At 72.6% G+C, this 26,266-nt stretch carries 19 protein-coding genes and 1 pseudogene; 14 read left to right on the top strand and 6 right to left on the bottom strand.

What is annotated here, in order from left to right:
• Nucleotides 1-135 precede the first annotated feature (135 nt).
• Nucleotides 136-726 carry a TetR/AcrR family transcriptional regulator gene (locus STTU_RS08430; protein WP_007821760.1) on the top strand — a complete coding sequence of 197 codons (591 nt, stop codon included), beginning with the start codon at nucleotides 136-138 and terminating at the stop codon, nucleotides 724-726.
• A gap of 210 nt (nucleotides 727-936) precedes the next feature.
• On the opposite strand, the gene STTU_RS08425 is transcribed toward STTU_RS08430, so the two are convergent.
• Entirely contained in the window at nucleotides 937-1,896 is a 960-nt protein-coding gene (locus STTU_RS08425; protein WP_007821758.1) for a hypothetical protein, read from the bottom strand.
• Nucleotides 1,897-2,062: 166 nt separating this feature from the next.
• Here STTU_RS08425 and STTU_RS08420 point away from each other — a divergent pair, with 166 nt between their 5' ends.
• Nucleotides 2,063-4,867 carry a M4 family metallopeptidase gene (locus tag STTU_RS08420; RefSeq protein ID WP_007821757.1) on the top strand — a complete coding sequence of 935 codons (2,805 nt, stop codon included), beginning with the start codon at nucleotides 2,063-2,065 and terminating at the stop codon, nucleotides 4,865-4,867.
• A 251-nt stretch (nucleotides 4,868-5,118) separates the two neighbouring features.
• On the opposite strand, the gene STTU_RS08415 is transcribed toward STTU_RS08420, so the two are convergent.
• Both STTU_RS08415 and STTU_RS08410 read right to left on the bottom strand, forming a co-directional pair.
• Complete coding sequence (locus STTU_RS08415) at nucleotides 5,119-5,517, bottom strand: hypothetical protein (RefSeq protein WP_043254574.1); 399 nt, start codon at nucleotides 5,515-5,517, stop codon at nucleotides 5,119-5,121.
• A 96-nt stretch (nucleotides 5,518-5,613) separates the two neighbouring features.
• Complete coding sequence (locus STTU_RS08410; RefSeq protein ID WP_007821750.1) at nucleotides 5,614-6,744, bottom strand: PucR family transcriptional regulator; 1,131 nt, start codon at nucleotides 6,742-6,744, stop codon at nucleotides 5,614-5,616.
• A gap of 260 nt (nucleotides 6,745-7,004) precedes the next feature.
• On the opposite strand from STTU_RS08410, the gene STTU_RS08405 reads away from it, so the two are divergent.
• The 4 genes from STTU_RS08405 (at nucleotide 7,005) to STTU_RS35850 (ending at nucleotide 12,355) form a co-directional block, all read left to right on the top strand.
• Nucleotides 7,005-7,931, top strand: a complete 927-nt coding sequence (locus tag STTU_RS08405) for a proline dehydrogenase family protein (protein ID WP_009068842.1) — start codon at nucleotides 7,005-7,007, stop codon at nucleotides 7,929-7,931.
• A gap of 84 nt (nucleotides 7,932-8,015) precedes the next feature.
• The gene (pruA, locus tag STTU_RS08400; protein WP_007821748.1) at nucleotides 8,016-9,647 is read left to right on the top strand and encodes an L-glutamate gamma-semialdehyde dehydrogenase; all 1,632 of its coding nucleotides are present in this window, start codon (nucleotides 8,016-8,018) and stop codon (nucleotides 9,645-9,647) included.
• A gap of 333 nt (nucleotides 9,648-9,980) precedes the next feature.
• Nucleotides 9,981-11,801 carry an acyl-CoA dehydrogenase gene (locus STTU_RS08395; RefSeq protein ID WP_007821746.1) on the top strand — a complete coding sequence of 607 codons (1,821 nt, stop codon included), beginning with the start codon at nucleotides 9,981-9,983 and terminating at the stop codon, nucleotides 11,799-11,801.
• Nucleotides 11,802-12,223: 422 nt separating this feature from the next.
• Complete coding sequence (locus tag STTU_RS35850) at nucleotides 12,224-12,355, top strand: hypothetical protein (RefSeq protein ID WP_007821745.1); 132 nt, start codon at nucleotides 12,224-12,226, stop codon at nucleotides 12,353-12,355.
• Between the two features lie 335 nt (nucleotides 12,356-12,690).
• Here STTU_RS35850 and STTU_RS08390 read toward each other — a convergent pair whose 3' ends face one another.
• Nucleotides 12,691-14,277, bottom strand: coding sequence for a purple acid phosphatase family protein (locus tag STTU_RS08390; RefSeq protein WP_007821743.1), 1,587 nt, complete (start codon nucleotides 14,275-14,277; stop codon nucleotides 12,691-12,693).
• Between the two features lie 128 nt (nucleotides 14,278-14,405).
• Here STTU_RS08390 and STTU_RS08385 point away from each other — a divergent pair, with 128 nt between their 5' ends.
• The 5 genes from STTU_RS08385 (at nucleotide 14,406) to STTU_RS08365 (ending at nucleotide 22,109) form a co-directional block, all read left to right on the top strand.
• Nucleotides 14,406-15,446, top strand: a complete 1,041-nt coding sequence (locus STTU_RS08385) for a 3-isopropylmalate dehydrogenase (protein WP_007821742.1) — start codon at nucleotides 14,406-14,408, stop codon at nucleotides 15,444-15,446.
• Between the two features lie 263 nt (nucleotides 15,447-15,709).
• Entirely contained in the window at nucleotides 15,710-16,792 is a 1,083-nt protein-coding gene (locus STTU_RS08380) for a branched-chain amino acid aminotransferase (RefSeq protein WP_007821741.1), read from the top strand.
• A 94-nt stretch (nucleotides 16,793-16,886) separates the two neighbouring features.
• Entirely contained in the window at nucleotides 16,887-18,218 is a 1,332-nt protein-coding gene (locus tag STTU_RS08375; protein WP_007821740.1) for an MFS transporter, read from the top strand.
• 731 nt (nucleotides 18,219-18,949) lie between these two features.
• Nucleotides 18,950-20,605 (top strand): citramalate synthase, encoded by a 1,656-nt coding sequence (cimA, locus tag STTU_RS08370; RefSeq protein ID WP_007821737.1) that lies wholly within the window; start codon nucleotides 18,950-18,952, stop codon nucleotides 20,603-20,605.
• Between the two features lie 127 nt (nucleotides 20,606-20,732).
• Nucleotides 20,733-22,109 carry a hypothetical protein gene (locus tag STTU_RS08365; protein ID WP_007821735.1) on the top strand — a complete coding sequence of 459 codons (1,377 nt, stop codon included), beginning with the start codon at nucleotides 20,733-20,735 and terminating at the stop codon, nucleotides 22,107-22,109.
• Between the two features lie 211 nt (nucleotides 22,110-22,320).
• On the opposite strand, the gene STTU_RS08360 is transcribed toward STTU_RS08365, so the two are convergent.
• The gene (locus tag STTU_RS08360; protein ID WP_007821727.1) at nucleotides 22,321-22,935 is read right to left on the bottom strand and encodes a YceI family protein; all 615 of its coding nucleotides are present in this window, start codon (nucleotides 22,933-22,935) and stop codon (nucleotides 22,321-22,323) included.
• 319 nt (nucleotides 22,936-23,254) lie between these two features.
• On the opposite strand from STTU_RS08360, the gene STTU_RS08355 reads away from it, so the two are divergent.
• The 3 genes from STTU_RS08355 to STTU_RS08345 all read left to right on the top strand — a co-directional run bounded on the left by STTU_RS08355 (nucleotide 23,255) and on the right by STTU_RS08345 (nucleotide 25,992).
• Nucleotides 23,255-23,773, top strand: a complete 519-nt coding sequence (locus STTU_RS08355; protein WP_007821726.1) for a hypothetical protein — start codon at nucleotides 23,255-23,257, stop codon at nucleotides 23,771-23,773.
• 361 nt (nucleotides 23,774-24,134) lie between these two features.
• Entirely contained in the window at nucleotides 24,135-25,730 is a 1,596-nt protein-coding gene (locus tag STTU_RS08350) for an acyl-CoA carboxylase subunit beta (protein WP_007821725.1), read from the top strand.
• A gap of 46 nt (nucleotides 25,731-25,776) precedes the next feature.
• Nucleotides 25,777-25,992, top strand: coding sequence for an acyl-CoA carboxylase epsilon subunit (locus STTU_RS08345; RefSeq protein ID WP_007821724.1), 216 nt, complete (start codon nucleotides 25,777-25,779; stop codon nucleotides 25,990-25,992).
• A 73-nt stretch (nucleotides 25,993-26,065) separates the two neighbouring features.
• On the opposite strand, the pseudogene STTU_RS08340 reads toward STTU_RS08345, so the two are convergent.
• Nucleotides 26,066-26,266, bottom strand: a pseudogene (locus tag STTU_RS08340) (ATP-binding protein); the annotation flags it as partial.

Genomic DNA, 26,266 nt, shown 5'->3' with positions numbered 1-26,266 from the left:
GTGTCTATGACGAGCGTATAGGACGCTTGTTTAATACGCTCGTTTCATACGTGCGTCTACGCGTTTCGGCGTACGGGGGCCGCGCATCTGTACAAGCGTCTGGGACGCGTGTCAGAACACCGTTACGCTGCCGCCATGGGACACCGTGAGGATCTGCTCGAAGGCGCCAAGTTCTGCTTGCTGGAGAAGGGGTTCGCCGCGACGACGGCGCGCGACATCGTGCGGGAATCGGGCGCGAACCTCGCCTCCATCGGCTATCACTACGGCTCGAAGGACGCGCTGCTCGGCCGCGCCTACGTCGCGCTCGTCGAGGAGATGGACCTGCGGCCGCCCGAGGGCGCGCCCGGCGCCGACGCGCCGCCCGGCACGCTCGCGCACTTCCGCGCGACGTGGGAGGCCGTCCTCGCCTCGTTCCCCGCGCAACGCGCCGTGTGGCGGCTCAGCTTCGAGATGGTGCTCTTCGGCGACCGCTGGCCCGCCGCGCGCGACGTCCTCATCGCCTCCCAGCCCGCGGGCCGGGCCGGGCTCCTCGCGGCCTTCACGGGGCTCGACGAGGACGCCCTGCCGCCCGAACTCGTCGAAACAGAGGGCCGCTTCCACCTCACGCTCCTCAACGGGCTCATCCTCCAGTGGCTCTTCGACCCGGAGTCGGCGACGACGGCGGAGCGGCTGACGGAAGGGGTACGGAGCTTCCTGGCACGGGTGTGGGAGTACGGCGGGGACTGACGCGACGGGGGGAGGGGGCGGAGACGGCGCGTGGTGCGGGGCGGCGACGCGTGCCGCGGTGGACGGCCCGTCGTGAGCGGGCGCCGCGCGTTGTACGGAGCGACATTGCGTCGTGCGGCATGGCGATGTGTCGTGCGGGGGAACGACGCGTCATCCGGGGCACGGCGAGAGGTCGTGCGCGGCGACGACGCCGTGGGCGTTGCGCCGCCCTCACCCCTCTTCCGCCGCCGCCTCGTCGCGCAGGTGCCAGCCGAGCTGGAAGCGGGTGGCCGCGCCCGTGCGGTCCATCATGCGGCGGATGCGGCGGTGGACGGTACGGACCGAGGTGTTGATGCGCTGGGCTATCGCCTCGTCGGTGAGGCCGGCGAGCATGAGGGCCTGGATCGCGCGGTCGTCGTCGCCCCTGGAGTGCCCGCTCAGTGGCCGGGCGCGTTGCCAGACCTGTTCGAAGAGCGCGGTGAGCGCGCCGACGACGCCCGGCGCGTGCACGATCGCCGCGTGCTCGGCGATGTCCTCGGGGTCCTGATGGAGCGGCAGGAGCGCGTGTTCACGGTCCACGACGACGAGTTTGGTCGGGACCTCCGCCGCGACACGGACCTCCTCGCCCAGCGAGACGCCGAGCGTGAGCAGGGAGAGATCCTGCTCGACAACCGCCGGTTCGACCACGACACGGATGTGCACGCCGCGTTCGATGGCGGTGAGCTCGGCCGGGTTGTCCTCACGGCGCACCGCGACGGCGGGGCCTTTGCTGAGGTTGAGGACCTCGCGCTTGGCCCCGCGCTGGAGCTGGAGGAAGCGGTGCCGGATGTTCTCCGGGCCGTGCACGACCTCCAGGCTGTCCCCGCTGCCGCGCCGGGCGACGGTGGTGCGGTACGAGGCGTCGAGCTTCGCGATCTCGGCCGACACGGCGCGCAGTTCGTCCTGGCGCACCGCGAGCAGCGCCCCGAGCGCAAGCTGCGGCGGGGCCGGTTCCCACCACAGGGCCTCGGCGCGTCCCGCTCCGAGCCTGGTCACCAGACCCGCCGCGCGCAGCCCCTCCAAGGTGTCCACGACGCGGGGGAGTTCGAGGGCGCAGGTCTGCGCGAGGCTCTCCGCCGTGGCCGTGCCCGCTTCGACGAGGTGCCGGTAGACGGTCTCCTGGGACCGGTCGAGATCGAGATTGTGCAGCACTTTTCCCTGTTTCGTCCCCGTCCCCGCCCCCGTCTGTCCACGTGATTATCACTGACAAGTTCTTGCCATTGACAGTGATGCGACACGTGGGGCCATTGCCCGCGCACCCGCTCCCTCGCGACGATTCCGGAGGTCCATTCCCCACCCCCTTTCCAGAAGGTCAGGCATGCCCTCCTCCAGCACCAGACGCATACGGCTGGCCGCCGCCACCTCGACGGCCGCGCTCCTGTGCGGGCTGTTCACCGCCCTGCCCGCCCGCGCTGCCGCGCCCAGTACCGGTTCCGGCCACACCCCGGACCGCGTCGCGGGCGAGCACACCGAGGTCCCGTCCTTCGTCACCGGCCTGAAGGACCGCGCCGCGAAGTCCGCTACGGGCGGGAAGGAGACCCCGGCCGTCGCCGCCGTCGAACACCTCGCCCGGCACGACGACGTGTTCCACACCGGAAAGCTCGATCTGTCAGCCCCGAAGTCGAGCACCGTCGACGGCCGTACGACCGTCAGCTTCACGCAACGGCACAAGGGCATCCCGGTCCTCGGCGCCGCGTACAAGGTGCACACCAAGGGCGCCGAAGTCGAGTCCGCGAGCGGCAGCCTCTTCACCGGCCTCACGGTCGACGCGACGCCGAAGCTGACGCCCCGGCAGGCGCAGAAACGTCTCTTCGCCGACGAGAGCCTGCGCAAGCTGAGCCCGGCGGGCCGCACGACCGAGGCCCGTGACCTCGTCGTCCTGCCCAAAGGCGAAGGCATCCTGGCCTACCACTTCACCGTGAAGGGCACCGACCACGCGGGCGCCCCCGTGAGCCAGCAGGTCTACGTGGACGCGCACACGGGCGGCATCGCCTTCTCGTACAACGAGATCGCCGGAGTCGCCGCCGCCGGTACGGCCGCGAGCGCCCCCGCCCAGGCGCCGGCCGAGGACGAGGACCCCGCCGCCACCGAGGGCCCGGTCACCGCGCACGGTACCGACTACGACGGCGCCGCTGTCGAGCTGAACGCCTACCGGCGCGCCGACGGTCAGGTCGAACTGCGCGACCGGACACAGAAGATGTACGCCCGGACCGGCGGCGAGATCCTCACGTACGACGCCCGGGGCGGCGACGTGAAGAACTACCAGAGCGTGCTGCCCGCCGGCACCCCGCTCGCCTCCGCCGACTCCACGGAGTTCCCGGCCGCCGCGACCGACAGCGGCGCCGTGGACGCGCACGCCAACGCCTCCAAGGTCTACGCCTTCTTCAAGAAGGAGCTGGGCCGCGACGGCATCGACGGCAAGGGCGGCACGATGCGCGCCGTCGTCAACGTCACCTCGAACGGCGTCGCGTACCCGAACGCGTTCTGGGACGGCACCAAGATGGTGTACGGCAACATCAACGGGGCCCCCGCCTCCGCAGGGCTCGACGTCGTCGGCCACGAGATGACCCACGGCATCACCGAGCACACCGCCGGTCTCCTCTACGTCTCGCAGTCCGGCGCCCTCAACGAGGCGATCAGCGACTACTTCGGCGAGGCCATGGAGGTCGACGACGAGGGCCTCGCGATGAACGACCCGCAGGCGGGCCTCATCGGCGAGGACTTGTGCGGCCACGACGAGGACCCGGCCGACTGCGCGCTGCGCGACCTCGGCGACGGCCGCCGCGCCGACCGCGACTTCCTCAACATCCCGCTCGCCAACGACAACGGCGGAGTCCACTCCAACTCCACCATCGTCGGCGGGGCGCTGTGGGACATGCGCAAGACCCTCGGCAAGAAGTTCGCCGACAGCGTCGTGTACACGGCGGCGCAGGAGGACTTCACGCCGTGGACGGACTTTCTCCAGGCGCGCTACGGGATCGTGGACGCCGCGCGCCGCCTCGGTGCCACCAGCCCCCAGCTCCAGAAGATCGCCAACGCCTTCGACGCGCACGGCATCGTGCCCGGCTGGGAGGACGTCGAGGCGCCGCGCGACTCCGTCACGCTTGCCAAGGACGTCGCACCCGGCGCCGAGGGCATGGACATGTCGCACAACATCGCCGTCGACGGCGACCGCTGGGCGACGTCGTACGTCGATCTCAAGAGCTTCTTCGACGGCACACCCGAGTACGGCATCAAGACGGGCAGGCTCTCGCAGCCCGAGAAGGGTGCCACCGACCTCTCGACGCCCGGCGTCTGGATGATCGACCCGGCGCTCAAGGGCAACACCCTGTACTACTCCCGCGTGGGCGCGAACGGCGCGGACCTCGTGAGCCGGCCGGCCGGCGGCGGCGAGAACGCCCGGGAGACGGTCGTCGCGGGCGGCCTCGGAGACCAGCGCGAGGCCGATGTGGAGGGCAAGGTCGTGACCTGGGTCGACATCCAGGGCGACGAGGCCGACGTGTGGGTCAAGCAGGGCGACAAGCCCGCCGTCAACATCACCCCGGGGGCCGGTACCAGCGCCGTGCGCCCGCGGATCGGCGGCGGGAAGGTCTCGTTCATCGACTACGGCGGCACGAGGACCACCGAGCTGAACGTCTACGACCTCGGGACGAAGAAGCTCGTCAAGACGGACGCCGGTGACCTGCTCAGCTCCGCGAGCGACTACGTCTCGAACGGCAAGTACGGCTTCGCCGTCATCACCAACCCGTTCCTGCTCGGCTTCCAGTCGGTCAAGGGCTACGACCTCTCCGACCCGGCGAACACCGCCAAGCAGAAGAGTGTCAAGCTCCGTTCGATCGTCGGCAGCGGCGTGCAGCTCGCCGTCAACGACACGCGGCTCATCCGCACCGACCTCATGGCCTCGAAGTTCGGCACCGGCAACGCCAACCAGCCCAAGCTGGAGGTCGCCGACGTCGAGGACGTCATGACCGGCGACGGCGGCACGTGGCAGCGCGTCTCCTGCGCCGTCACCGGCCAGATGTACCCGGGCATGGCCGACGGCTCGCAGCGCGTCGTCTGGGCCGACACACGCGGCACGACCGACATCGTGACCCGCGAGACCCCGGCGGGCACCTGCTCCTGACCCCCGCCGCCGAGCCGGACGCGTCGGGGGGCGCGTGAGGGCACGGCCCGACGCACCGCCGCCGCCCCGTGGCCCACGTCGCGGGGCGGTGACGGCGCGCGGCTCACCTCGCGGGGCGGCGGCGCCGCGTCACGTCGCGGGCGGCGACGGCGCGCGGCTCACGTCGTGCGGCTCGCGTCGCGACACCGCACCGCGCGGGCGCCGACGCGGTGCGGACGGCGGCCTCCCGTACGCGGCGTACGCGGTGCTGGTCACGTACGCGGCGCCGGCCGCGCGTCGTGCACGTACGCCGCCCAGCGTTCCACCAGCGGGCGCTCCGCCTCCCCGGGCGTGGCGAGGAGCACGACGGCGTCGGCCTCGGACAGCTCGCGCGCCGTCAACGGCACGCACAGGAGGCCGGCCGGGTGGGCCGCCGTCGCGGCGTGCGGTGCCACGGCGCGTACGAGCGCGCCCGCCGCGTGCAGGAGGGCGGCGAGCGGCGGCACGGCGGACGCCTCGCCGTCGCGGCACTCCGGGAGACCGAGCAGCAGAACGCGCGCGCCCGCGAGCGGGACGCCGCGCGCGGCGAGCCCCTCGGCGAGGCGGTCCACGACGGGGTCGTGGTCCGGCGCGGGAGTGGCGGGCGCTGTGGCGACATCACCTTCCGTCATGGACGTATATGACCTGAAAAAGTGACCGGCGGGGGTCGATGCGGCGCCCACGCCCGCCGCACCACCCGGACGCCGCACCGGGACGCCCCCCGCACCTCACAAGCGCGCCGCCTTCACCCCCATGTGCAGCAGCAGCCGGTGCTCCCCGTCGTCCAGGTCGAGGCCCGTCAGCTGCTCCACCCGTGAGAGCCGGTAGTACAGCGTCTGGCGGTGGATGCCGAGGGCCGCCGCCGTCCGGCCCGCCTGGCCCGCGTGGTCCAGGAAGACCTCGACGGTGCGCGCCAGCTCCGCGTGGGCGGGGGAGAGGAGGTCGCGCAGCACCGGGTCGTGCGCCGCCCCGGGGGGAAGCGCGGTCAGGAGGCGGTACGGGCCGACCGCGGACCACTGCGCGACCGGGCCCAGCGCGGGTTCCGCCGCCGCCGCGCGCGCCGCCGCGGCGGCCTCCCGCCACAGCTCCGGCACCTCGGCGGGCCCGCGGCGCGGCGCCCCCACGCCCGCCGCCGCGCCCGTCGCGAGCTGCCCCGCCGCGGAGAGCACCGAGGCCGGGACGCCCGTCCCGGTCCGTACCCGCACGAGCACCGCGAGACGCCGTCCGCCGCCCGCCGTCGGGAGCACGCAGGCGGCGGCCGTGCCCGGCACCCGCCGCGCGGGCGGCGGCTCCTCGGCGGGCCACGGCGCGACGCAGAGGACGGTGTAGAGGTCGTCGGCGTGCGGGCCGAGCGCGGCGCGCAGCGCGGCGAGCGCCGTGTCCCGCTCCCAGTCGGTCGTTGTCGTCACGGCACGCCGGAACTCGCGCGTCGCGGCGTCCTCCGCCGTCGCCTCGTCCGCGAGCAGCTCACCGATCCGGTCCGCGACCTGCATCGCTGAGCTGAGCTGCGGCGCGGTGGGCCCGTGCGCGCTGTCGAGCAGCCACACGTAGCCGTACACCGTCCCGCCGTGCCGCACGGGCAGGCAGACGCGGTCGCGCAGGACACCCGCGTCCGGCGCGGCGGGGATGCGCACCGGACCCGTCGCGCGCGCGATGCCGAAGCCCTCGAACCACGCCCGGACGGCGGCCGACGAGGTGCGCGTGAGGATCGTGCGGGTCCGCACCTGGTCGAGCGAGTCCTCGGGGCCGCTGTCGTGGGCGCCGAAGGCGATGAGCCCGAAGTCCTTGTCCTCCAGCGTCGCCGGGGCACCCAGCAGCGCCGAGATCTCGTCCACGAGTTCCTGGTAATCGGCCTTCACCCCGCCATTGTCGCGCGCCCGCCCCGCCCTTTCATACAAATGTCTGAGAACCGGACGGGGGATGCGTGACAGGTGTCGATGGCATACGCGGCGTCGCGTCCCGAGAATCGGCAGTGACTGCGGTGTGTCCCCGTGCACACAGGGCACGCGTGCACACCGGCAGCACCTGCCGCTCCGCCCGGCGGCAGGCCCTCGATCCGCCTTCCCCGCCCCACCCCCCCCGGGCGGGGAAGGCGCCCGTCCGCATCGTGGAGGTCCCCGTGCTGGGTCCCGTGATCCTCGCCGCGTCGCGCAGCGACCGGCTGCGCCGCGTCGTCTCGGCCGCGCCCGTCACCAAGCCGGTCGTGAACCGGTTCATCCCCGGCGAGAGCGTCGACCAGATCGTCCCGATCATCGTCGACGCCACCAGCAAGGGCCTGGAGCTGACGATGGACGTCGTCGGCGAGGACATCACGACGCCCGAGCAGGCCGCCGCCGCGCGCGACGCCTACCTGGAGCTGATCGAGCACCTCAAGGCCCTCGACCTCGGTACCCGCGCCGAGATGTCGGTGAAGCTCTCGATGTTCGGCCAGGCGCTGGAAGGGGGCCACGAGCTGGCCCTCTCCAACGTCCGCCCCGTCGTCGAGGCCGCCGCCGCGATCGGCACCACGGTCACGCTCGACGCCGAGGACCACACGACGCTCGACTCGATGTTCGCGATCCACGAGGAGCTGCGGAAGGACTTCCCGCAGACCGGCTGCGTCATCCAGGCGTACCTCTTCCGCACCGAGGACGACGCCCGCCGCCTCGCCGCCGCGGGCAGCCGCGTGCGCGTCGTGAAGGGCGCCTACAAGGAGCCCGCCTCGGTCGCGTACCAGGAGAAGCCGGAGATCGACAAGGCGTACATCCGCGTCCTGCGCATCCTCATGGAGGGCGACGGCTACCCCATGGTCGGTTCGCACGACCCCCGTATCGTGGAGATAGCGCAGGAACTGGCGCGCCGCGCGGGCCGCAAGCCCGGCGACTTCGAGTTCCAGATGCTGTACGGCATCCGCACCGAGGAGCACGTACGGCTCGCCCGCGAGGGCCACCGCATGCGCGTGTACACCGCGTACGGCACCGACTGGTACGGCTACTTCATGCGGCGCCTCGCCGAGAAGCCCGCCAACCTCCTCTTCTTCCTGCGCTCGGTCCTCACCAAGAACTGAGAACCGGGGCTCCGTCCTCGCCGAGCACCGCCCGCGCGGCGGCCCCCGCACCGCGCACCCCCGAACCCAAGGAGAACGGACACCATGGACGCTGTGACCCAGGTCCCCGCCCCCTACAACGAGCCCGTCCACGGCTACGCGCCCGGCAGCTCCGAGCGTGCCCGCCTGGAGACCAAGCTCAAGGAGCTGGCCGAGAACCCGATCGAGCTGCCCATGACCATCGGGGGCGTCAAGCGCCTCGGCGGCGGCGAGGAGTTCCGGGTCGTCCAGCCGCACGCCCACGCGTCCGTCATCGGTACGGGCCGGGGCGCGACGAAGCAGGACGCCCAGGACGCGATCGACGCCGCGCTCGCCGCCGCCCCCGCGTGGCGCGCGATGTCCTTCGACGACCGCGCCGCGATCATCCTGCGCGCCGCCGACCTGCTCTCCGGCCCCTGGCGCGAGACCATCGCCGCCTCGGTCATGCTCGGCCAGGGCAAGACCGCGCAGCAGGCCGAGATCGACGCGCCGTGCGAGCTGGTCGACTTCTGGCGCTTCAACGTCCACTACGCGCGCGGCATCCTCGCCGAGCAGCCCCCGGCGAACTCGCCGACCGTGTGGAACCGCATGGACCACCGGCCGCTCGAAGGCTTCGTCTACGCGATCACGCCGTTCAACTTCACGGCGATCTCGCTCAACCTGCCGACCGCGCCCGCGCTCATGGGCAACGTCGTCGTGTGGAAGCCGTCCCCCACCCAGACCCACGCCGCCGTCCTCATGATGCGGCTCCTGGAGGAGGCGGGACTGCCCAAGGGCGTCATCAACCTCGTCACCGGCGACGGCATCGCCGTCTCCGACGTCGCGCTGCACCACCGCGACCTCGCGGGCATCCACTTCACCGGTTCCACCAAGACCTTCCAGCACCTGTGGAAGACGGTCGGCACCAACATCGAGAAGTACCGCACCTACCCGCGCCTCGTCGGCGAGACCGGCGGCAAGGACTTCGTCGTCGCCCACCCGAGCGCCGACCGCGCCGTCCTCAAGACCGCGCTGACGCGCGGCGCCTTCGAGTACCAGGGCCAGAAGTGCTCCGCGACGTCCCGCGCGTACATCCCGGCCTCGATCTGGAACGACGGCTTCAAGGAGGAGTTCGCGGCCGAGGTCGACGGCATCGCCATGGGCGACGTCACCGACTTCAAGAACTTCATCGGCGCCGTCATCGACGAGCGCGCCTTCGCGAAGAACAAGGCCGCGATCGACCGCGCCAAGGCCGACGACACCTGCACGATCGTCGCGGGCGGTACGTACGACGACTCGGTCGGCTACTTCGTGCGCCCGACCGTCATCGCGTGCACCGACCCGGAGAACGAGGTCTTCACGACCGAGTACTTCGGCCCGATCCTCGCCGTGCACGTCTACGAGGACGACCGGTACGAGGCCGTGCTCGACCAGATGGAGTCGGTCTCGGACTACGCGCTGACCGGTTCGGTCATCGCGAACGACCGCGCCGCCGCCGCCTTCACGATGGACAAGCTCCGCTACGCGGCCGGCAACTTCTACATCAACGACAAGTCGACCGGCGCCGTCGTCGGCCAGCAGCCCTTCGGCGGCGGCCGTGCCTCCGGCACCAACGACAAGGCCGGGGCCCCGCAGAACCTCCAGCGCTGGACGCTCACCCGCGCCATCAAGGACTCGCTGGTCTCCCCGACCGACTACACCTACCCCCACATGGGCTGACAGCCCGCCCCGGGCACCAGGCCCGACCCCGCGCGCCGGCCCCCACCCCGGCTGTCGCGCCCCTCGCCCCCGCCCCCGGCCTCGGTGCTCATACCGGCCGGGGGCGGTGTCGTGCGCGGGGGACGGGACGGGACGGGGGGAGGGGACGGGAGCGGGGCGCCGCGTGCGACGTGCGTACGAGGGCGCGGGGGGATCGCCTAGGGGCAATCGCCTAGGGGTGATCGCCCCGCCCCGCCGGACGCCCCCCGCCGGGCCTTCCGCCGGACGGCCCTTCCTTCGCGCTAAGCGTCCGCTTAGTATGGTCCGGACGGCCCCCTGCCCCCGGAGACAACCATGGCGAAGCACACCCCCACCGCGAGCGACTCCCTCCTCCTCTCCCGCAGGGACCTGGGCTTCCTCCTGCACGAGTGGCTCCACGTGGAGGACCTGACCGCCCGCGCGCGCTACGCCGAGCACGACCGCGCGACGTTCGACGCGGTGCTCGAACTGAGCGAGACCCTCGCCGCGCGCCACTTCGCGCCCCACAACAAGCTCGGCGACGCGCACGAGCCGACCTTCGACGGCGAGCGCGTGCACGTCATCCCCGAGGTGGGCGAGGCGCTGAAGGTCTTCGCCGAGGCCGGGCTCACGAGCGCGGGACTCGACGCCTCGGTCGGCGGGATGCAGCTCCCGCGCGTCGTCACGGACGCGTGCTTCGCGTGGTTCCAGGCGGCGAACGTCGGCACGTCCGCGTACCCCTTCCTCACCATCGGCAACGCGAACCTCCTGCTCGCCCACGGCAGCCGGGAGCAGATCGACACCTTCGTGCGGCCCATGGCCGAGGGCCGCTGGTTCGGCACGATGTGCCTCTCCGAGCCACAGGCCGGCTCCTCGCTCGCCGACGTGCGCACCCGCGCCGAGCACGCCGGGGACGGCACGTACCGCCTCTTCGGCAACAAGATGTGGATCTCGGGCGGCGACCACGAACTGACCGAGAACATCGTCCACCTCGTCCTCGCCCGCACCCCGGGCGGCCCGGCGGGCGTGAAGGGGCTCTCGCTCTTCGTCGTGCCCAAGTACCTCGTGGACGGCGACGGCGGCATCGGCGCGCGCAACGACGTCGTGCTCGCCGGGCTCAACCACAAGATGGGCTACCGGGGCACGACCAACACGCTCCTCAACTTCGGCGAGGGCGCGCACCGCCCCGGCGGGGAGCCGGGCGCGGTCGGCCACCTCGTCGGCGAGGAGAACAAGGGCCTCGCGTACATGTTCCACATGATGAACGAGGCCCGCATCGGCGTCGGTCTCGGCGCGACAGCCCTCGGCTACACCGGCTACCTGCACGCCCTCGACTACGCGCGCACGCGCCCCCAGGGCCGCCCCGTCGCCGCGAAGGACCCCGCGACGCCGCAGGTCCCGATCATCGAGCACACCGACGTGCGCCGCATGCTCCTCGCCCAGAAGGCGTACGTCGAGGGCGCGCTCGCCCTCACGCTCTACTGCGGGCGCCTCGTCGACGAACAGCGCACCGCGCCGGAGCCCGCCGCGCGCGAGGAGGCCGGGCTGCTCCTCGACATCCTCACCCCCATCGCCAAGAGCTGGCCCTCCCAGTGGTGCCTGGAGGCGAACAGCCTCGCGATCCAGGTGCACGGCGGCTACGGCTACACGCGTGAGTACGACGTCGAGCAGTTCTACCGCGACAACCGCCTCAACCCCATCCACGAGGGCACCCACGGCATCCACGGTCTCGACCTCCTCGGCCGCAAGGCCGTCATGAAGGACGGGGCCGCGCTGCGCCTCCTGCTCGGCCGCGTCGAGGACACGGCGCGCCGCGCGACATCGGCGGGCGGCGACGCCGCGACGTACGCGACGTCCCTGCGCGAGGCGGCGACGCGCCTCGGCACCGTGACGGCGCGGCTGTGGCAGGACGGCGACCCGCGCACGGCCCTCGCCAACGCCTCCGTCTACCTGGAGGCCGCCGGGCACGTCGTCCTCGCCTGGATCTGGCTCGAACAGCTCCTCGCGGCCGGTGCGGGCGAGGGGAGCTTCTACGCGGGCAAGCGGGCCGCAGCGCGGTACTTCTTCCGGTACGAGCTGCCTCGTACGGCGCCGCAGTTCGCGCTCCTCGAAAGCCTCGACACCACGGCGGCCGACATGGAGCCCGACTGGTTCTGAGACCCGGCCGGTTCCGGGGCCCCGTCCGGGGGAGCGGGAGGGGGCGGCTCCGGCGCGCGCGGCGTGGCGCGTGCGCCCCCGCCGTCTCAGATAGTAGGAAGTCCGAGTAATTGTGGAGACAGCGACGCCGAGCTGCCCTAGCTTTGTAGGAGCCGGACTGTTCTCGCCCGACCTGGCGAAGGCGGTCGTGTGCCGTGGCCCCGCGCAGGCGAACCCTGCGGGCCCGGTCCCCGCCCCGGACGGCGCGCACCCCGTGGTCCCCGTACCCCGGCATCCCGCCGGACGTACCCGGCCCCTCGGGCCCCCGTCGCCACAGTCCACCCACCACGCCCCACCCGGCCGCGCCCCGACGCGGACCGGACCGGCGTGCCCCCCCGCCCACGGGCCACCCGTGGACCTGGACCTGCTAGGAGTCGATCCTCATGGCCGCAGAGACGACCGTCCGCCGAGTCCGCCACTCCGCCACGCGCAGCGAGGCCGAGCGCCGCAACGCCGCCGCCGCCCTCCAGCGCGCCCTCGACCGCCGCGACAACGGCGGGCAGACGGGCCACTGACCCGCCGCCGGGCGACCACCGGCCCACGGCCGGAAAGCCACTGACGCGCCGTCGGACCGCGACGCCGCGCGCGGGACGATGGAGCGACGCGGCGCGGCACCACGCGACGCCGCGTACGAACGACGCCCCGCCGCGCGCGAAGCGCCGTCACGCCGCGTACGGCACGACGCCCAGCCCGCCCGTGAGACGACCCCACGCCGTCCACGGGCGCGCGCTCCCGCCCTCTCCCGCAGGGCGCGCCGAGCTGGTACACATACGCCACCGGGAGCCGCCGGTCGACCGGCCGGCCCGCAAGGACGCGGGCCGGCCGGCACCTTCGTGCGAAGCGCCCGGCCTCAGCGCGTGATCGTGAAGTGGTCCACCCGCTCGCCCGTCTCCGCGAGCGCCGTGACCTCCAGGCGCGGTCGCGCCCCCGCCGTCACCCGCACCGCGAGGAACGAGAAGCCCGTGTACCGCACGCGCGACCACTCCACCGCCTCGGTGACCTTCCCCGCGTCCGTCCAGTGGTACGAGGCCACGGAGTCGACGTGCTGCTCGTGCCCCTCGTACGAGTCCGGTGCCGGGAAGTCGTAGAGCGCCTTGCCCGCGCCGCCCGCCGTCACGTAGACGATGCCGTCGCGCGTCGACGAGACGGACTCGCCGATCGGCACGGTGCGCGCGACGTGCCCGCCGCGCAGCGCGTCGGTGCGCTCGTAGACGTGGTTGTGGCCGTTGACGACGAGGTCGACGCGGTACTTGTCGAAAAGCGGCACCCACGCGTCGCGCACGCCGCCGTCCGAGGCGTGGGCGTTCGTCGTCGAGAAGGCGCAGTGGTGGAAGAAGACCACGACGAAGTCGACGTCGCGGTGCGCGCGCAGCTCCTTGAGCCTGCGCTCCAGCCACTTGGTCTGCGCGCCGCCCGTGTAGCCGGTGTTCGCCCTGATCTCCAGGCTCACGTCGTTGGCGTCGAGCGCGACGACGCCGACGTTGCCGTAGACGAAGGAGTAGACGCCCGGCGACTTCTCCGCGTCGAGCCCGCCCTTCGGCAGCGACCAGCGCGCGTTCTGGCCGCCGTAGCCGTTCGGCGAGTACCACGCCTCCATGTCGTGGTTGCCCGTCGTCACCATCCATGGCACTTTCGACGCGACCGACTCGGTCTGCGCGAGGAACTGGTCCCACACGCGGGCGTCGTAGGTGTCGCCCTCCTTGCCCTGCCCGCTGCTGTCGGCGTAGCAGATGTCGCCCGCGTGCAGGTGGAAGGAGGGGTTCTGGCCGAGGATCAGCGCGTCGTTGGCGAGCGCGTCGTAGGAGACGCCCTGGTCGCCGAAGGCCGTGAAGGTGAACGACTCCGGGCGCGCGGGCGCCGTGCGGAAGCTGCCGATCGTGCCGATGTTGCGCGGGTCGGCCGGGTCGAAGCCGGTGTGGCCGATGCCGTAGTAGTACGTCGTGTCCGGGCGCAGCCGCTCCAGTTCGACGTGCAGGTAGTACTGGTCGACGGCCGGGAGCTTCGACGTGAGCGCGGGGGTGTGCAGCGCCCGCACCTCGGCGTCGATCTTCCGGCTGAGGTCCCACGGGTGCGTACCGACGCGCAGGAAGGGCCGCTTGACGGGCAGCGGCACCTGCCAGCTCACCGTCATCTGCGTGCGCGGGTCGGCGCCGAAGGCGAGGTGGCGGGCGAACGGGGCGACGAGCGAGCCGTCGACGCGGGACGCGGCGGAGGACGGCAGGAAGGCGGGCGACGGGGCGGGGGTGCGCGTCGCGACGCGCTGCGCGGCGTTCGCGCTGCCGCTGAGGACGCCGAGGCCCGCGACGGCACCCGCCGTGACGGTGCCCGCGCGCAGCGCCGAACGCCGCGTCAGCCTGCGGCGCAGGTACTCGTGCTGCTCGGGCATCGTCATACGGGAAGCGAGGTGGTCGGGGATGCCGACCCGTGGAGTCTCCATGACCGGAAGGTCCCACTCGCGCGTGGCTTACGTGTGGCGTACAGGTGTCCGAGACACGACCGGACGGCAATGTGTCCGTATGGTGGACGGCGCGTGTCAGGCAGTGGGACGAGGAGTACGGTGCCCGCATGTCGCGCAGCATCAATCTCGCAGTCATTTCCGGTGACGGCATCGGCCCCGAGGTCGTGTCGCAGGGCCTGAAGGTCCTGCGCGCCGTCCTCCCGCAGGACGCCAAGCTGGAGACCAAGGAGTACGACCTCGGCGCCCAGCGCTGGCACCGCACGGGGGAGACCCTCCCGGACGCGGAGCTCGAAGCGCTGAAGTCGCACGACGCGATCCTCCTCGGCGCGATCGGCGATCCCTCGGTGCCCTCGGGGGTCCTGGAGCGCGGGCTGCTCCTCAAGCTCCGCTTCGCCTTCGACCACTTCATCAACCTGCGCCCCTCGCGCCTCTTCCCGAACACGAGGACGCCGCTCGCGGGCAACCCCGAGATCGACTTCGTCGTCGTCCGCGAGGGCACCGAGGGCCCCTACACGGGCAACGGGGGCTCGCTGCGCACCGGTACGCCCGCCGAGGTCGCCACCGAGGTCAGCGTCAACACGGCCTACGGAGTCGAGCGCGTCGTCCGCGACGCCTTCGCCCGCGCCCAGGCCCGCCCGCGCAAGAAGCTGACGCTCGTCCACAAGAACAACGTGCTCGTCTACGCGGGCCACCTGTGGAAGAACACCTTCGACAAGGTCGCGGCCGAGTACCCCGAGGTCAGCACCGACTACCTGCACGTCGACGCCGCGACGATCTTCCTCGTCACGCAGCCCGAGCGCTTCGACGTCATCGTCACCGACAACCTCTTCGGCGACATCCTCACCGACCTCGCCGCCGCCGTCACCGGCGGCATCGGCCTCGCCGCCTCGGGGAACATCAACCCGAGCGGCGCGTTCCCCTCGATGTTCGAGCCGGTCCACGGCTCCGCGCCCGACATCGCCGGGCAGGGCAAGGCCGACCCGACGGCCACGATCCTCTCCGTCGCGCTCCTGCTGCGCCACCTCGGCTACGAGACCGAGGCGGCGCGCGTCGAGGAGGCCGTCACGACCGACCTCACGGCCCGCGACGGCTCGCCCCGTACCACCGAGGAGATCGGCGACGCCCTCGCCGCCCGAGTAGCCGGCTGACCCGGCAGGTACGACCGTACGCAACGGGGCCGTACCACCCCGCTCCACCGAGCACCACAGCCGCCGGGCCGCGCACCACCGCCCGGCGGCTTCGGTGCGTCCGGGGGCACGTGACCCGTGCGACGTCCCGCCCTCCGCGCCCCCGATTCCGCGCCCGCACCGTTCCGCTGTTCGAGTGGGCGAGCGATAATCGGACACGGAGCCGCGACATCGCACGATGCTCGGACGTCCTACTACCCAGACGAGAACGCGAAGGAAGAGTCATGACGCCGACGATCGAGCTGAAGCCCACCGCAACGCCCCTCTCCGACGCCGCGCGCGAGGCGATCCTCACCGCCCCGGGCTTCGGCCGGCACTTCACCGACCACATGGTGACGATCAAGTGGACCGAGGGCCGCGGCTGGCACGAGGCCCAGCTCGTCCCGTACGCGCCGCTCTCGCTCGACCCGGCGAACATGACGCTGCACTACGCGCAGACGATCTTCGAGGGCCTCAAGGCGTACCGCCGCCCCGACGGCTCCGTCGCGACGTTCCGGCCCGAGGCGAACGCGGAGCGCTTCCAGCGTTCCGCGCGGCGGCTCGCGATGCCCGAACTGCCCGTCGAGACCTTCGTCGCCGCGTGCGACGCGCTCGTGCGCCAGGACAAGGCGTGGGTTCCGGCGCACGGCGAGGCGAGCCTCTACCTGCGGCCCTTCATGATCGCCACCGAGGTCGGGCTCGGCGTCAAGCCCGCCAACGAGTACCTGTTCGTCGTCATCGCCTCGCCCGCGGGCGCCTACTTCCCCGGCGGCGTCCAGCCCGTCTCGGTCTGGCTCTCGGAGGACTACGTCCGCGCCGTCAAGGGCGGCACGGGCGCCGCGAAGACCGGCGGCAACTACGCCGCCTCGCTCGTCGCGCAGGCCGAGGCCGCCGCCAAGGGCTGCGACCAGGTCGTGTGGCTCGACGCGGTCGAGCACCGCTGGGTCGAGGAGATGGGCGGCATGAACCTCTACTTCGTCTACGGCGACCACATCGTCACGCCCGAGCTGAGCGGCTCCCTGCTCCCGGGCATCACGCGCGACTCGCTCCTCACGCTCGCTCGCGACCTCGGCTACACCGCCGAGGAGCGCCGCCTCTCGACCGAGGAGTGGCGGCGCGACACCGAGGAGGGGCGCCTCACCGAGGTCTTCGCGTGCGGCACGGCCGCGGTCATCACGCCGGTCGGCACCGTCAAGTCCGCGGGCGCCGAGTGGACCCAGGGCGACGGCACCCCCGGCACCGTCACGATGCGGCTGCGCGAGGGGCTCCTCGGCCTCCAGTCCGGCGCGGTCGCGGACACGCACGGCTGGATGCACGAACTCGGCTGACCGTTTCCCGAAGAAAGCGGACAGTCCCGAACAAGGCTGCCGGTAAGGGGCGTCATCCCGGATGACGCCCCTTACCCGTGGGCACCGTTCCCGCATGGGACGACAGCAAGCCCGGCGGCACTGGAAGAAGATCTGGATCGGCTCGGCCGGGAACATGGTCGAGTGGTTCGACTGGTTCGTCTACGCGAGCTTCGCGCCGTACTTCGCGAGCGCTTTCTTCCCGAAGGGCGACGCGACGGCACAGCTCATGAACACCGCGGGCATCTTCGCGGTCGGCTTCTTCATGCGCCCGGTCGGCGGCTGGCTCCTCGGCCGTGTCGGCGACCGCAGGGGGCGCAAGGCGGCGCTGACCCTCACGGTCTCGCTCATGTCGGCCTCCGCGGTCCTCATCGCCGTCGCGCCCACGTACGGCGTCGCGGGATACGGCGGCGCGGCCGTCCTCCTCGTCGCGCGGCTGCTCCAGGGGCTCTCGGTCGGCGGCGAGTACGCGGCGAGCGCGACGTACCTCACGGAGGCGGCCGCACCGCGCCGCCGCGGCTTCGCGTCGAGCTTCCAGTACGTGTCGATGACGCTCGGCCAGATCCTCGGCCTCGCCCTGCTCCTCCTGCTCCAGCACACCCTGAGCGACGCCGCCCTGCACGCGTGGGGCTGGCGCGTGCCCTTCGCCGTGGGCGCGCTCGGCGCGGGCGTCGTTTTCTGGCTGCGCCGCTCGATGCTGGAGACGGAGGTCTACGAGGCCGAGGCGTACCCGGGGGACAGGGGCACCGTCCGCGCGCTGCTGCGCCACAAGCGCGAGGCGGTGCTCGTCGTCGCGCTGACGATGGGCGGGACGGTCGCGTACTACACGTACACGACGTACCTCACCAAGTACCTCTCGCACACCGCCGGGCTGCCGCAGCGGACGGCGACGCTCGTCTCGCTCGTCGCGCTCCTCGTCTTCGCGGCGCTCCAGCCGCTCGCCGGGGCGCTCTCGGACCGCGTCGGCAGGCGCCCGCTGCTCATCGCCTTCGCGGTCGGCTCGACCTTCCTGACCGTCCCGATCCTCACCCTCCTCGCCCACGTGAGGAGCTTCTGGCCGGCGCTCAGCCTCTCGCTCCTGGCCCTGGTCGTCGTGACCGGCTACACCTCGATCAACGCCTGCGTGAAGGCGGAACTCTTCCCGACGGGCATCCGCGCCCTCGGCGTCGCCCTCCCGTACGCCCTCGCGAACGCGGCGTTCGGGGGCACGGCGGAGTACGTCGCCCTGTGGTTCAAGGACGCGGGCGTGGAGAGCGGTTTCGCCTGGTACGTCGCGGGCTGCGCGGCGGTCTCGCTCGTCGTGTACGCGACGATGCGCGAGACCCGCGACCTGGACCTGACCCGCGTGGGCCCCACACCCGTCCCCCTCCAGGAGACGGCCCCCACACCCCGTACGGAACCGGCCTGACCCGCACCCACCGGCCCGGCTTCTTGGGGATTGCGCGGCTTCCCGTGGGCTGCCCGGTCCCTGTGGGCTGCCCGGCAACTCGGTGCAGCCTGGCTTCCCGGGGTCGCCCGGCAACTCGGGCCTGCCCGGCTTCCCATGGGCTGCCGGCAGCCCGGGGGACTGCTCAGGAACCCGGAGGACTGCCCGGCAACCCGGGCAACTCAGGACCTTCCCGGAAACCCGGAACCCCCCGGGGACCCGGCCCCCCCCGAGAACCCGGAACCACCCGCGGACCGCCCCGCCCCGGAACCACCCGCGACCGCCCCGCCCGGGAACCCCTCTCCCGCCCCGCGCGTTGGGCCCGTCGGGGGCCCAGCCACCCCCTAGGTGAAGCGTTCGACCTCCCCCTAGGTGATCCATTCGCCCCGGCCCCACCGCTCCCGTGCCCCCCTCGGCCCGCATCCTGAGACACCCCCTCCACCCCCGCCCCCCGCTGTGGCACACTGCCTCCATGCTCGTTCGCGCCATGATTATCGGCCGCAGCGCGCCGGTCCTTCGTGGCCGCTGACCCGCGATCCACACCTTCGCGGTCACGGCCACCGAGCCTCGGACCCGCGCGCAGACCTCTCGCACCCGCGAGGGGTCTTTTTCGTTTCCGGCCCCACCCGGCCGACGGACGGAGCGACGCGAGTGGAGAGGCGACGGAGCCACCACGCAGCCCCCTTTCCGATTTCCTCAGGAGCCACCAGCCCATGACCGCGACCCCCGAAGCCCAGGAGACGGCCCCCGCTCCCGGCGCCGCTCCCAGCGCCGACGCCGCCGTCGCCCGCGACTTCCACGTCTTCGACACGACCCTGCGCGACGGCGCCCAGCGCGAGGGCATCAACCTGACCGTCGCCGACAAGCTCACCATCGCCCGCCACCTCGACGACTTCGGCGTCGGCTTCATCGAGGGCGGCTGGCCGGGCGCCAATCCGCGCGACACCGAGTTCTTCGCCCGCGTCCAGAAGGAGGTCCCCTTCCGGCACGCCCAGCTCGTCGCCTTCGGCTCCACCCGCCGCCCGCACACCAAGGCCGCCGACGACGCGCAGGTCCAGGCCCTCCTCGACTCCGGCGCCCCCGTCATCACGCTCGTCGCCAAGTCCCACGACCGCCACGTCGAACTGGCCCTGCGCACGACGCTCGACGAGAACCTCGCGATGATCGCCGACACCGTCGCGCACCTGCGCGCCCAGGGCCGCCGCGTCTTCCTCGACTGCGAGCACTTCTTCGACGGCTACCGCGAGAACCCCGCGTACGCGAAGGCCGTCGTCCGCGCCGCGCACGAGGCGGGCGCCGACGTCGTCGTGCTGTGCGACACCAACGGCGGGATGCTGCCCGCGCAGGTCGGCGCGATCGTGCAGACCGTCCTCGCCGACACCGGTGCTCGCCTCGGTATGCACGCCCAGGACGACTCCGGCTGCGCCGTCGCCAACACCCTCGCCGCCGTCGACGCGGGCGCGACCCACGTCCAGGGCACGGCCAACGGCTACGGCGAACGCGTCGGCAACGCCAACCTCTTCCCCGTCGTCGCCGCGCTGGAGCTGAAGTACGGGCGCCAGGTGCTCCCCGAGGGCGCGCTGCGCGAGATGACGCGCATCTCGCACGCCATCGCCGAGGTCGTCAACCTCACCCCCGCGACGCACCAGCCCTACGTCGGCGTCTCGGCCTTCGCGCACAAGGGCGGCCTGCACGCCTCCGCGATCAAGGTCGACCCCGCGCTCTACCAGCACATCGAGCCCGAACTCGTCGGCAACCGGCTGCGCATGCTCGTCTCCGACATGGCCGGTCGCGCCTCCGTCGAGCTCAAGGGCAAGGAACTCGGCATCGACCTGTCGGGCGACAGGGAACTCGTCGGCCGCGTCGTCGCGCGCGTCAAGGAGCATGAACTCAAGGGCTACAGCTACGAGGCGGCCGACGCCTCCTTCGAACTCCTGCTGCGCACCGAGGCCGAGGGCCGCGCGCCGCGCTTCTTCCGTACGGAGTCCTGGCGCGCCATCGTCGAGGACCGCCCCGACGGCAGCCACGCCAACGAGGCGACGGTGAAGCTGTGGGCCAAGGGCGAGCGCCTCGTCGCGACCGCCGAGGGCAACGGCCCCGTCAACGCGCTCGACCGCGCGCTGCGCGTCGCCCTGGAGCGCATCCACCCCGAGCTGGCCGGCTTCCGCCTCACCGACTACAAGGTGCGCATCCTGGAGGGCCGCCACGGCACCGAGTCCACGACGCGCGTCCTCATCTCCACGGGTGACGGTGTCACGGAGTGGTCGACGGTGGGCGTCGCCGACAACGTCATCGCGGCCTCGTGGCAGGCCCTGGAGGACGCCTACACGTACGGCTTGCTGCGCGCCGGGGTCACCCCTTCCGAGTGACGCGGCGACCGTGCCCGGGTGAGGAGTGACCCGCACGGGTGGACGAGGGAAAAGACCCGGGCCGCAAGGTGTAAAAGGAAGCTTTTGCCGCTCGGCCCGGGGCTCCCCCTCGGCTAGCGTCGAACGCATGAACCAGATCAGGCCGGGCCGCCCCGCGGTCGCTCCCCGGCCGGTCGCCGCCGTCCCCGCCCGTACCCCCGTGGTGCCGGCCGCGCTCGGGCCCCGCACCCGCGCGTTCCCCCGCGGACCCCGCACCCCCGGGGTCCCGCCCCGGCCCCGCACTCCCGGGGTCCCGTCCCGGTCGCCCCGTACCCCGGCGGCCCCCCGGCTCCTGGCCCCGCTCCTCACCCTCCTGCTCGCCGTCGGTTCCTTCCTCGTGGCCGCCCCGGCGGCGGTGGCCGCGGACGCCGGGGTGCGGTCCGTCGCGCGGGCGCTGCGCGCCGACCCGGTGTACGTGGACCCCGCGATGCGCGCGGAGTTCTCGAAGGCGGGGGAGCGGGCGCTGGAACGGCGCATCGAGGACGGCGACCGCGCCGTCTTCGTCGCCGTGCTGCCGAGCGGCAGCGGCGCCGGACGGCTCCTCGACGAGCTGCGGCAGTCGACGGGCATCGCCGGGGTCTACGCGGTACGTCTCGGCGACACCCTGCACGCGCGCGCCGACGACGCGGTCCTGCCCGCCGACACGGTGCGCCGCGCCGTGTCGGCCGTGCGCGCGCAGACCCTGCCGCGTCAGCTCGACGCCTTCGTACGGCTCACGCTGCGCTCCGCGCGCGGCTCGGCCCCCGCCTCCTGGGGCCTCGCGGCGGGCGACGACGAGGGCCCCCTCGTCCCCGCGCTCCTCGTCTCCGGTGCCTTCGTCCTCCTCCTCGCCGGGACCTGGGCCGTGCTGCGCCGTCGCCGCGGCCGGCGCGAGCGCGCCCGCGCCGACGTGCTCGACAAACTGCGCGCCGCCGCCGAGGAGGACCTCGCCGCCTTCACCGAACAGCTCGAAGGGCTCGACTTCCATCCCGCCGAACCCGGCGCGGACGACACCCGCCGCGCCGACCACGAACGCGCCCTCGACGCCCTCGACCAGGCCCGCTCCCTCCTCGCCGCCGTGCTCGTGCCCGCCGATCTGCGCGCGGTCACGCGCGCCCTGGAGGAGGGCGGCCACAGCCTCGCGACCCTGCGCGCCCGCCGCGCGGGCGTCCCGGTCCCCGACCGCAGGCCGCCCTGCTTCTTCGACCCGGGCCACGGCCCCTCGGCGCTCGACGTGACCTGGGCCCCGCCGGGCGCGGCGCCGCGCGCCGTCCCGGTCTGCGCCGCCGACGCCGCGCTCCTGCGCGCGGGCGGGGCCCCCGCGGCGCGCACCGTCCCCACCGTCCTGGGCCGCCGCCCTTACTGGGAGGCCGACCCCGCCTGGTGGGGCCCCTGGGCCACCGGCTGGTACGGCGAGGACCTCGCCCCCGCCCTCCTCACCGGCACCCCGCTCGCCGCGGGCCTGCCCCACCACGCCCCTGCCTGAGCCCCGCGCCGCGCCGCGCCGCGCCCAGAGCGCCGCCCCGTACGCACGACGAGCGCCGCGCCGTAGGCGCCCCGCCCCGTACGCGCCCCGCCCCGTACACCCGACGATGCCCCGCCCCGTACGCACGACGATGCCCCCCTCGCCGTCCTCCGGCCGGACCGGAGGGCGCCGAGAGGGGCACCGGGCAGGGTGCGGGGCGGCCCCGCCTCGCTCACGCGTTCTTGATCGCCGAGATCTCCAGCGTCAGCTTGATCTTGTCCGAGACGAGCACGCCGCCGGTCTCCAGCGCCGCGTTGTACGTGAGGCCCCACTCCGAGCGCAGGATCTCCGCCTTGCCCTCGAAGCCGACGCGCTCGTTGCCGAAGGGGTCCTTCGCGGAGCCGTTGAACTCCAGGTCGATCACGAGCGGCTTGGTCGTGCCGTGGATCGTGAGGTCGCCCGTGATGCGGTACTCGTCGCCGCCGAGCGCCTCGGCGGAGGTCGAGCGGAAGCTCATCAGCGGGTGGTTCTCGACGTCGAAGAAGTCGGCGCTCTTGAGGTGGCCGTCGCGGTCGGGCGCGCCGGTGTCGACGCTGTCGAGCTTGACGTCGATCGAGGCGCTGGACCGCGAGGGGTCCGAGCCGTCGAGGTGCAGCGTGCCCTCGAAGTCCTTGAAGGAGCCCTTGACGTTGGTGACCATGGCGTGACGCGCCGAGAAGACGAGGCCCGAGTGCACCGGGTCGATCGTGTAGTCACCGGTCAGCGCGGCGAGGTCGGGGCTGACGGCGGCGGGCGCGGCTGCCCCGGCGGGGGCGGTGTTCTCGTTCTTGCGGCCGAAGAGACCCATGGTTGCTCCTTGGGAAACGAAGGGGGGGACGAAAGCCATCGAAAGCCCGGCTTCCGCGCTCGACGTGAAGTTGAACTTTCAATGACGCCGACAGTAGACCTATTCGGTTCAACTTTCAACAGCTAGCCCGGAGTGTCCGCGCGAACACGGGCGAATGCGCTCCATGCTCGCGTTCCCCTGCCCGCCCGGCACCCGCCGCGCGCCCGCTCGGGTGAGAGCGCCCCCGAGGCACCCTGGCGCCCCGCCCGCCCCGTACGGCACGATCGCCCTTGCTCCACCGCGCCACCCCCATGACCCGACGCGTGCACAGGAGACCTCCATGCCCTCCACCCCCCGCCTGCGCCCCCTCCTCGCCACCGGCGCCCTTCTCGGCGCCGCCCTCTTCGCCCCCGGCGTCGGCGCGCTCGCCGCCGCCCCCGCCTTCGCCGTCGACAAGATCAGCCACGCCACCGCGACCTCGATGTTCAGCGCCTCCGGCATCACGTGGTCCTCGTCCGGCGGCTGCTCGGACCGCAACGTCTCCACCTGTACGTCCTTCGACCAGCTCAACCTCGCCACCGCCCAGGGCGCCCAGACCCTCAAGTCCGCCTCGGGCTGCGCCCTCAACATCACCGGCGGCACCGAGACCGGCCACGCCTCGGGAACGTACTCGCACTGGAACGGGTACAAGCTGGACTTCGGCAAGAACACGTGCCTGACCAATTACGTCAAGAACACGTTCACGTACATCGGCCTGCGCGGCGACGGCTACCCGCAGTGGCAGGCGGCCTCCGGCAACCTCTACGCCGACGAGGGCAGCCACTGGGACGTGACCTTCAAGACCTGCGGCGGCTGCTGACCCCTCCCGCGCACGCCGCAGGGGGGCCCGCGCCCTCCCGCGCACGCCGTACGCGGGGGCCCGCACCCGCCCGCGTTCGGCGTACGCGAGCGGCCCGCACCCCTCCGCGTACGGCCCCCGCCCCGCCGCGCGCCGGACCCGTACGGCGGGACCGGACAAGACGCGCCCGCACCGCTGTGGCGCATCTCTCGTACGAGGCCCCCGGCCCCCTCTTGTCGGACCCCGACAAGAGCCACACCCCTTCACGCAGGGCCGATGCGCCCCGCCCGCGCGTTTCTGTGCAAGGACACCAGGAAATGCCGCGCGAGACTGTGCGAATCCGACGGACCCTTTGGGGTGCCCGATTTCGTATGGTCGCTACATGACCGTTTTGGACGAGACGCCGGACGCGACCCCGGACGAGCCCAAGGACGCCAAGGGCCGTGTGGCGGAACTGCTCGCGGTACGTGCCGAGGCGCTGCGAGGCCCCAGCGACCGGGCCACCGAGGCCCAGCACGCCAAGGGGAAGCTCACCGCGCGCGAGCGGATCGACCTGCTCCTCGACCCCGGCTCCTTCCATGAGGTCGAACAACTGCGGCGCCACCGCGCCACGGGCTTCGGCCTGGAGGCGAAGAAGCCCTACACGGACGGTGTGATCACCGGCTGGGGCACCGTCGACGGACGCACCGTCTTCGTCTACGCGCACGACTTCCGGATCTTCGGCGGCGCCCTCGGCGAGGCCCACGCCGCCAAGATCCACAACATCATGGACAAGGCCATCGCGGCCGGCGCCCCGCTCGTCTCGCTCAACGACGGCGCGGGCGCCCGCATCCAGGAAGGCGTCTCCGCCCTCGCGGGCTACGGCGGCATCTTCCAGCGCAACACCAAGGCGTCCGGCGTCATCCCGCAGATCTCCGTCATGCTCGGCCCCTGCGCGGGCGGCGCCGCCTACAGCCCGGCGCTCACCGACTTCGTCTTCATGGTCCGCGAGACCTCGCAGATGTTCATCACCGGGCCCGACGTCGTCAAGGCCGTCACCGGCGAGGAGATCACGCAGAACGGACTCGGCGGCGCCGACGTCCACGCCGAGACCTCCGGCGTCTGCCACTTCGCGTACGACGACGAGGAGACCTGCCTCGCCGAGGTCCGCTACCTCCTCTCGCTGCTGCCGAGGAACAACCGCGAGAACCCCCCGGCCACCGAGAGCGAGGACCCCGCGGACCGCCGCGGCGACGCCCTCCTCGACCTCGTCCCCGCCGACGGCAACCGCCCCTACGACATGCGCAAGGTCATCGAGGAGATCGTCGACGACGGCGAGTTCCTGGAGGTCCACGAGCGCTGGGCGACCAACATCATCTGCGCCCTGAGCCGTCTCGACGGCCAGGTCGTCGGCATCATCGCCAACCAGCCGCAGTCCCTCGCGGGCGTCCTCGACATCGAGGCGAGCGAGAAGGCCGCCCGCTTCGTGCAGATGTGCGACGCCTTCAACATCCCGCTCCTCACCCTCCTGGACGTCCCCGGCTTCCTCCCGGGCGTCGACCAGGAGCACGGTGGGATCATCCGGCACGGCGCGAAGCTCCTCTACGCGTACTGCAACGCGACCGTCCCCCGGATCTCGCTGATCCTGCGGAAGGCGTACGGAGGTGCCTACATCGTCATGGACTCGCAGTCCATCGGCGCCGACCTCACCTACGCCTGGCCCACCAACGAGATCGCCGTCATGGGCGCCGAGGGCGCCGCGAACGTCATCTTCCGCCGCCAGATCGCCGCCGCCGACGACCCCGAGTCCATGCGCCAGAAGATGGTCAAGGAGTACAAGTCGGAGCTGATGCACCCGTACTACGCGGCCGAGCGCGGCCTCGTGGACGACGTCATCGACCCCGCCGAGACCCGCGAGGTGCTCATCGCCTCCTTCGCGATGCTCCGCACCAAGCACGCCGATCTCCCCTCGCGCAAGCACGGCAACCCGCCGCAGTAAGCGCCCGCGAGTCCACCCGAACCACTACGAAGCAGAACGGAACGACATGAGCGAGCCCGTCACCGTCGACCCCGGCCTCCTGCGCGTCGAGAAGGGCCACGCCGAGCCCGAGGAACTCGCGGCCCTGACCGCCGTGCTCCTCGCCCGCGCCGCCGGAACCGCCGCGGCCCCCACGACCGCGCCGTCCGCCCGCGCCCCCCGCGCCGGCTGGCGCCGCCTGGAGCGCGAGAACGGCTTCCACGCCCCGCACAGCTGGCGCTGAACCGCCGCCGAGAACGCCGAAAGGGCCCGTACTCCCCAGGAGTACGGGCCCTTTCCGTGCCACCGGGACCCGCTTACCGCAGGCGGGCCATGAGGGCGTGTTCGACGAGGGTGATGAGGGCGGATTTGGCGTCGGCGCGGTGGCGGGCGTCGGTGGTGATGATCGGGGTGTCGGGTCCGATCTGGAGTGCTTCGCGGACTTCGTCGGGGGTGTAGGGCTGGTGTCCTTCGAAGCCGTTGAGGGCGATGACGAAGGGGAGGCCCGAGTTCTCGAA

This window comes from Streptomyces sp. Tu6071, assembly GCF_000213055.1.
Classification (GTDB): Bacteria; Actinomycetota; Actinomycetes; order Streptomycetales; family Streptomycetaceae; genus Streptomyces; species Streptomyces evansiae.
The sequence above is the reverse complement of the archived record's forward strand: the minus strand, read 5'-3'. Positions and strand labels throughout refer to the sequence as shown.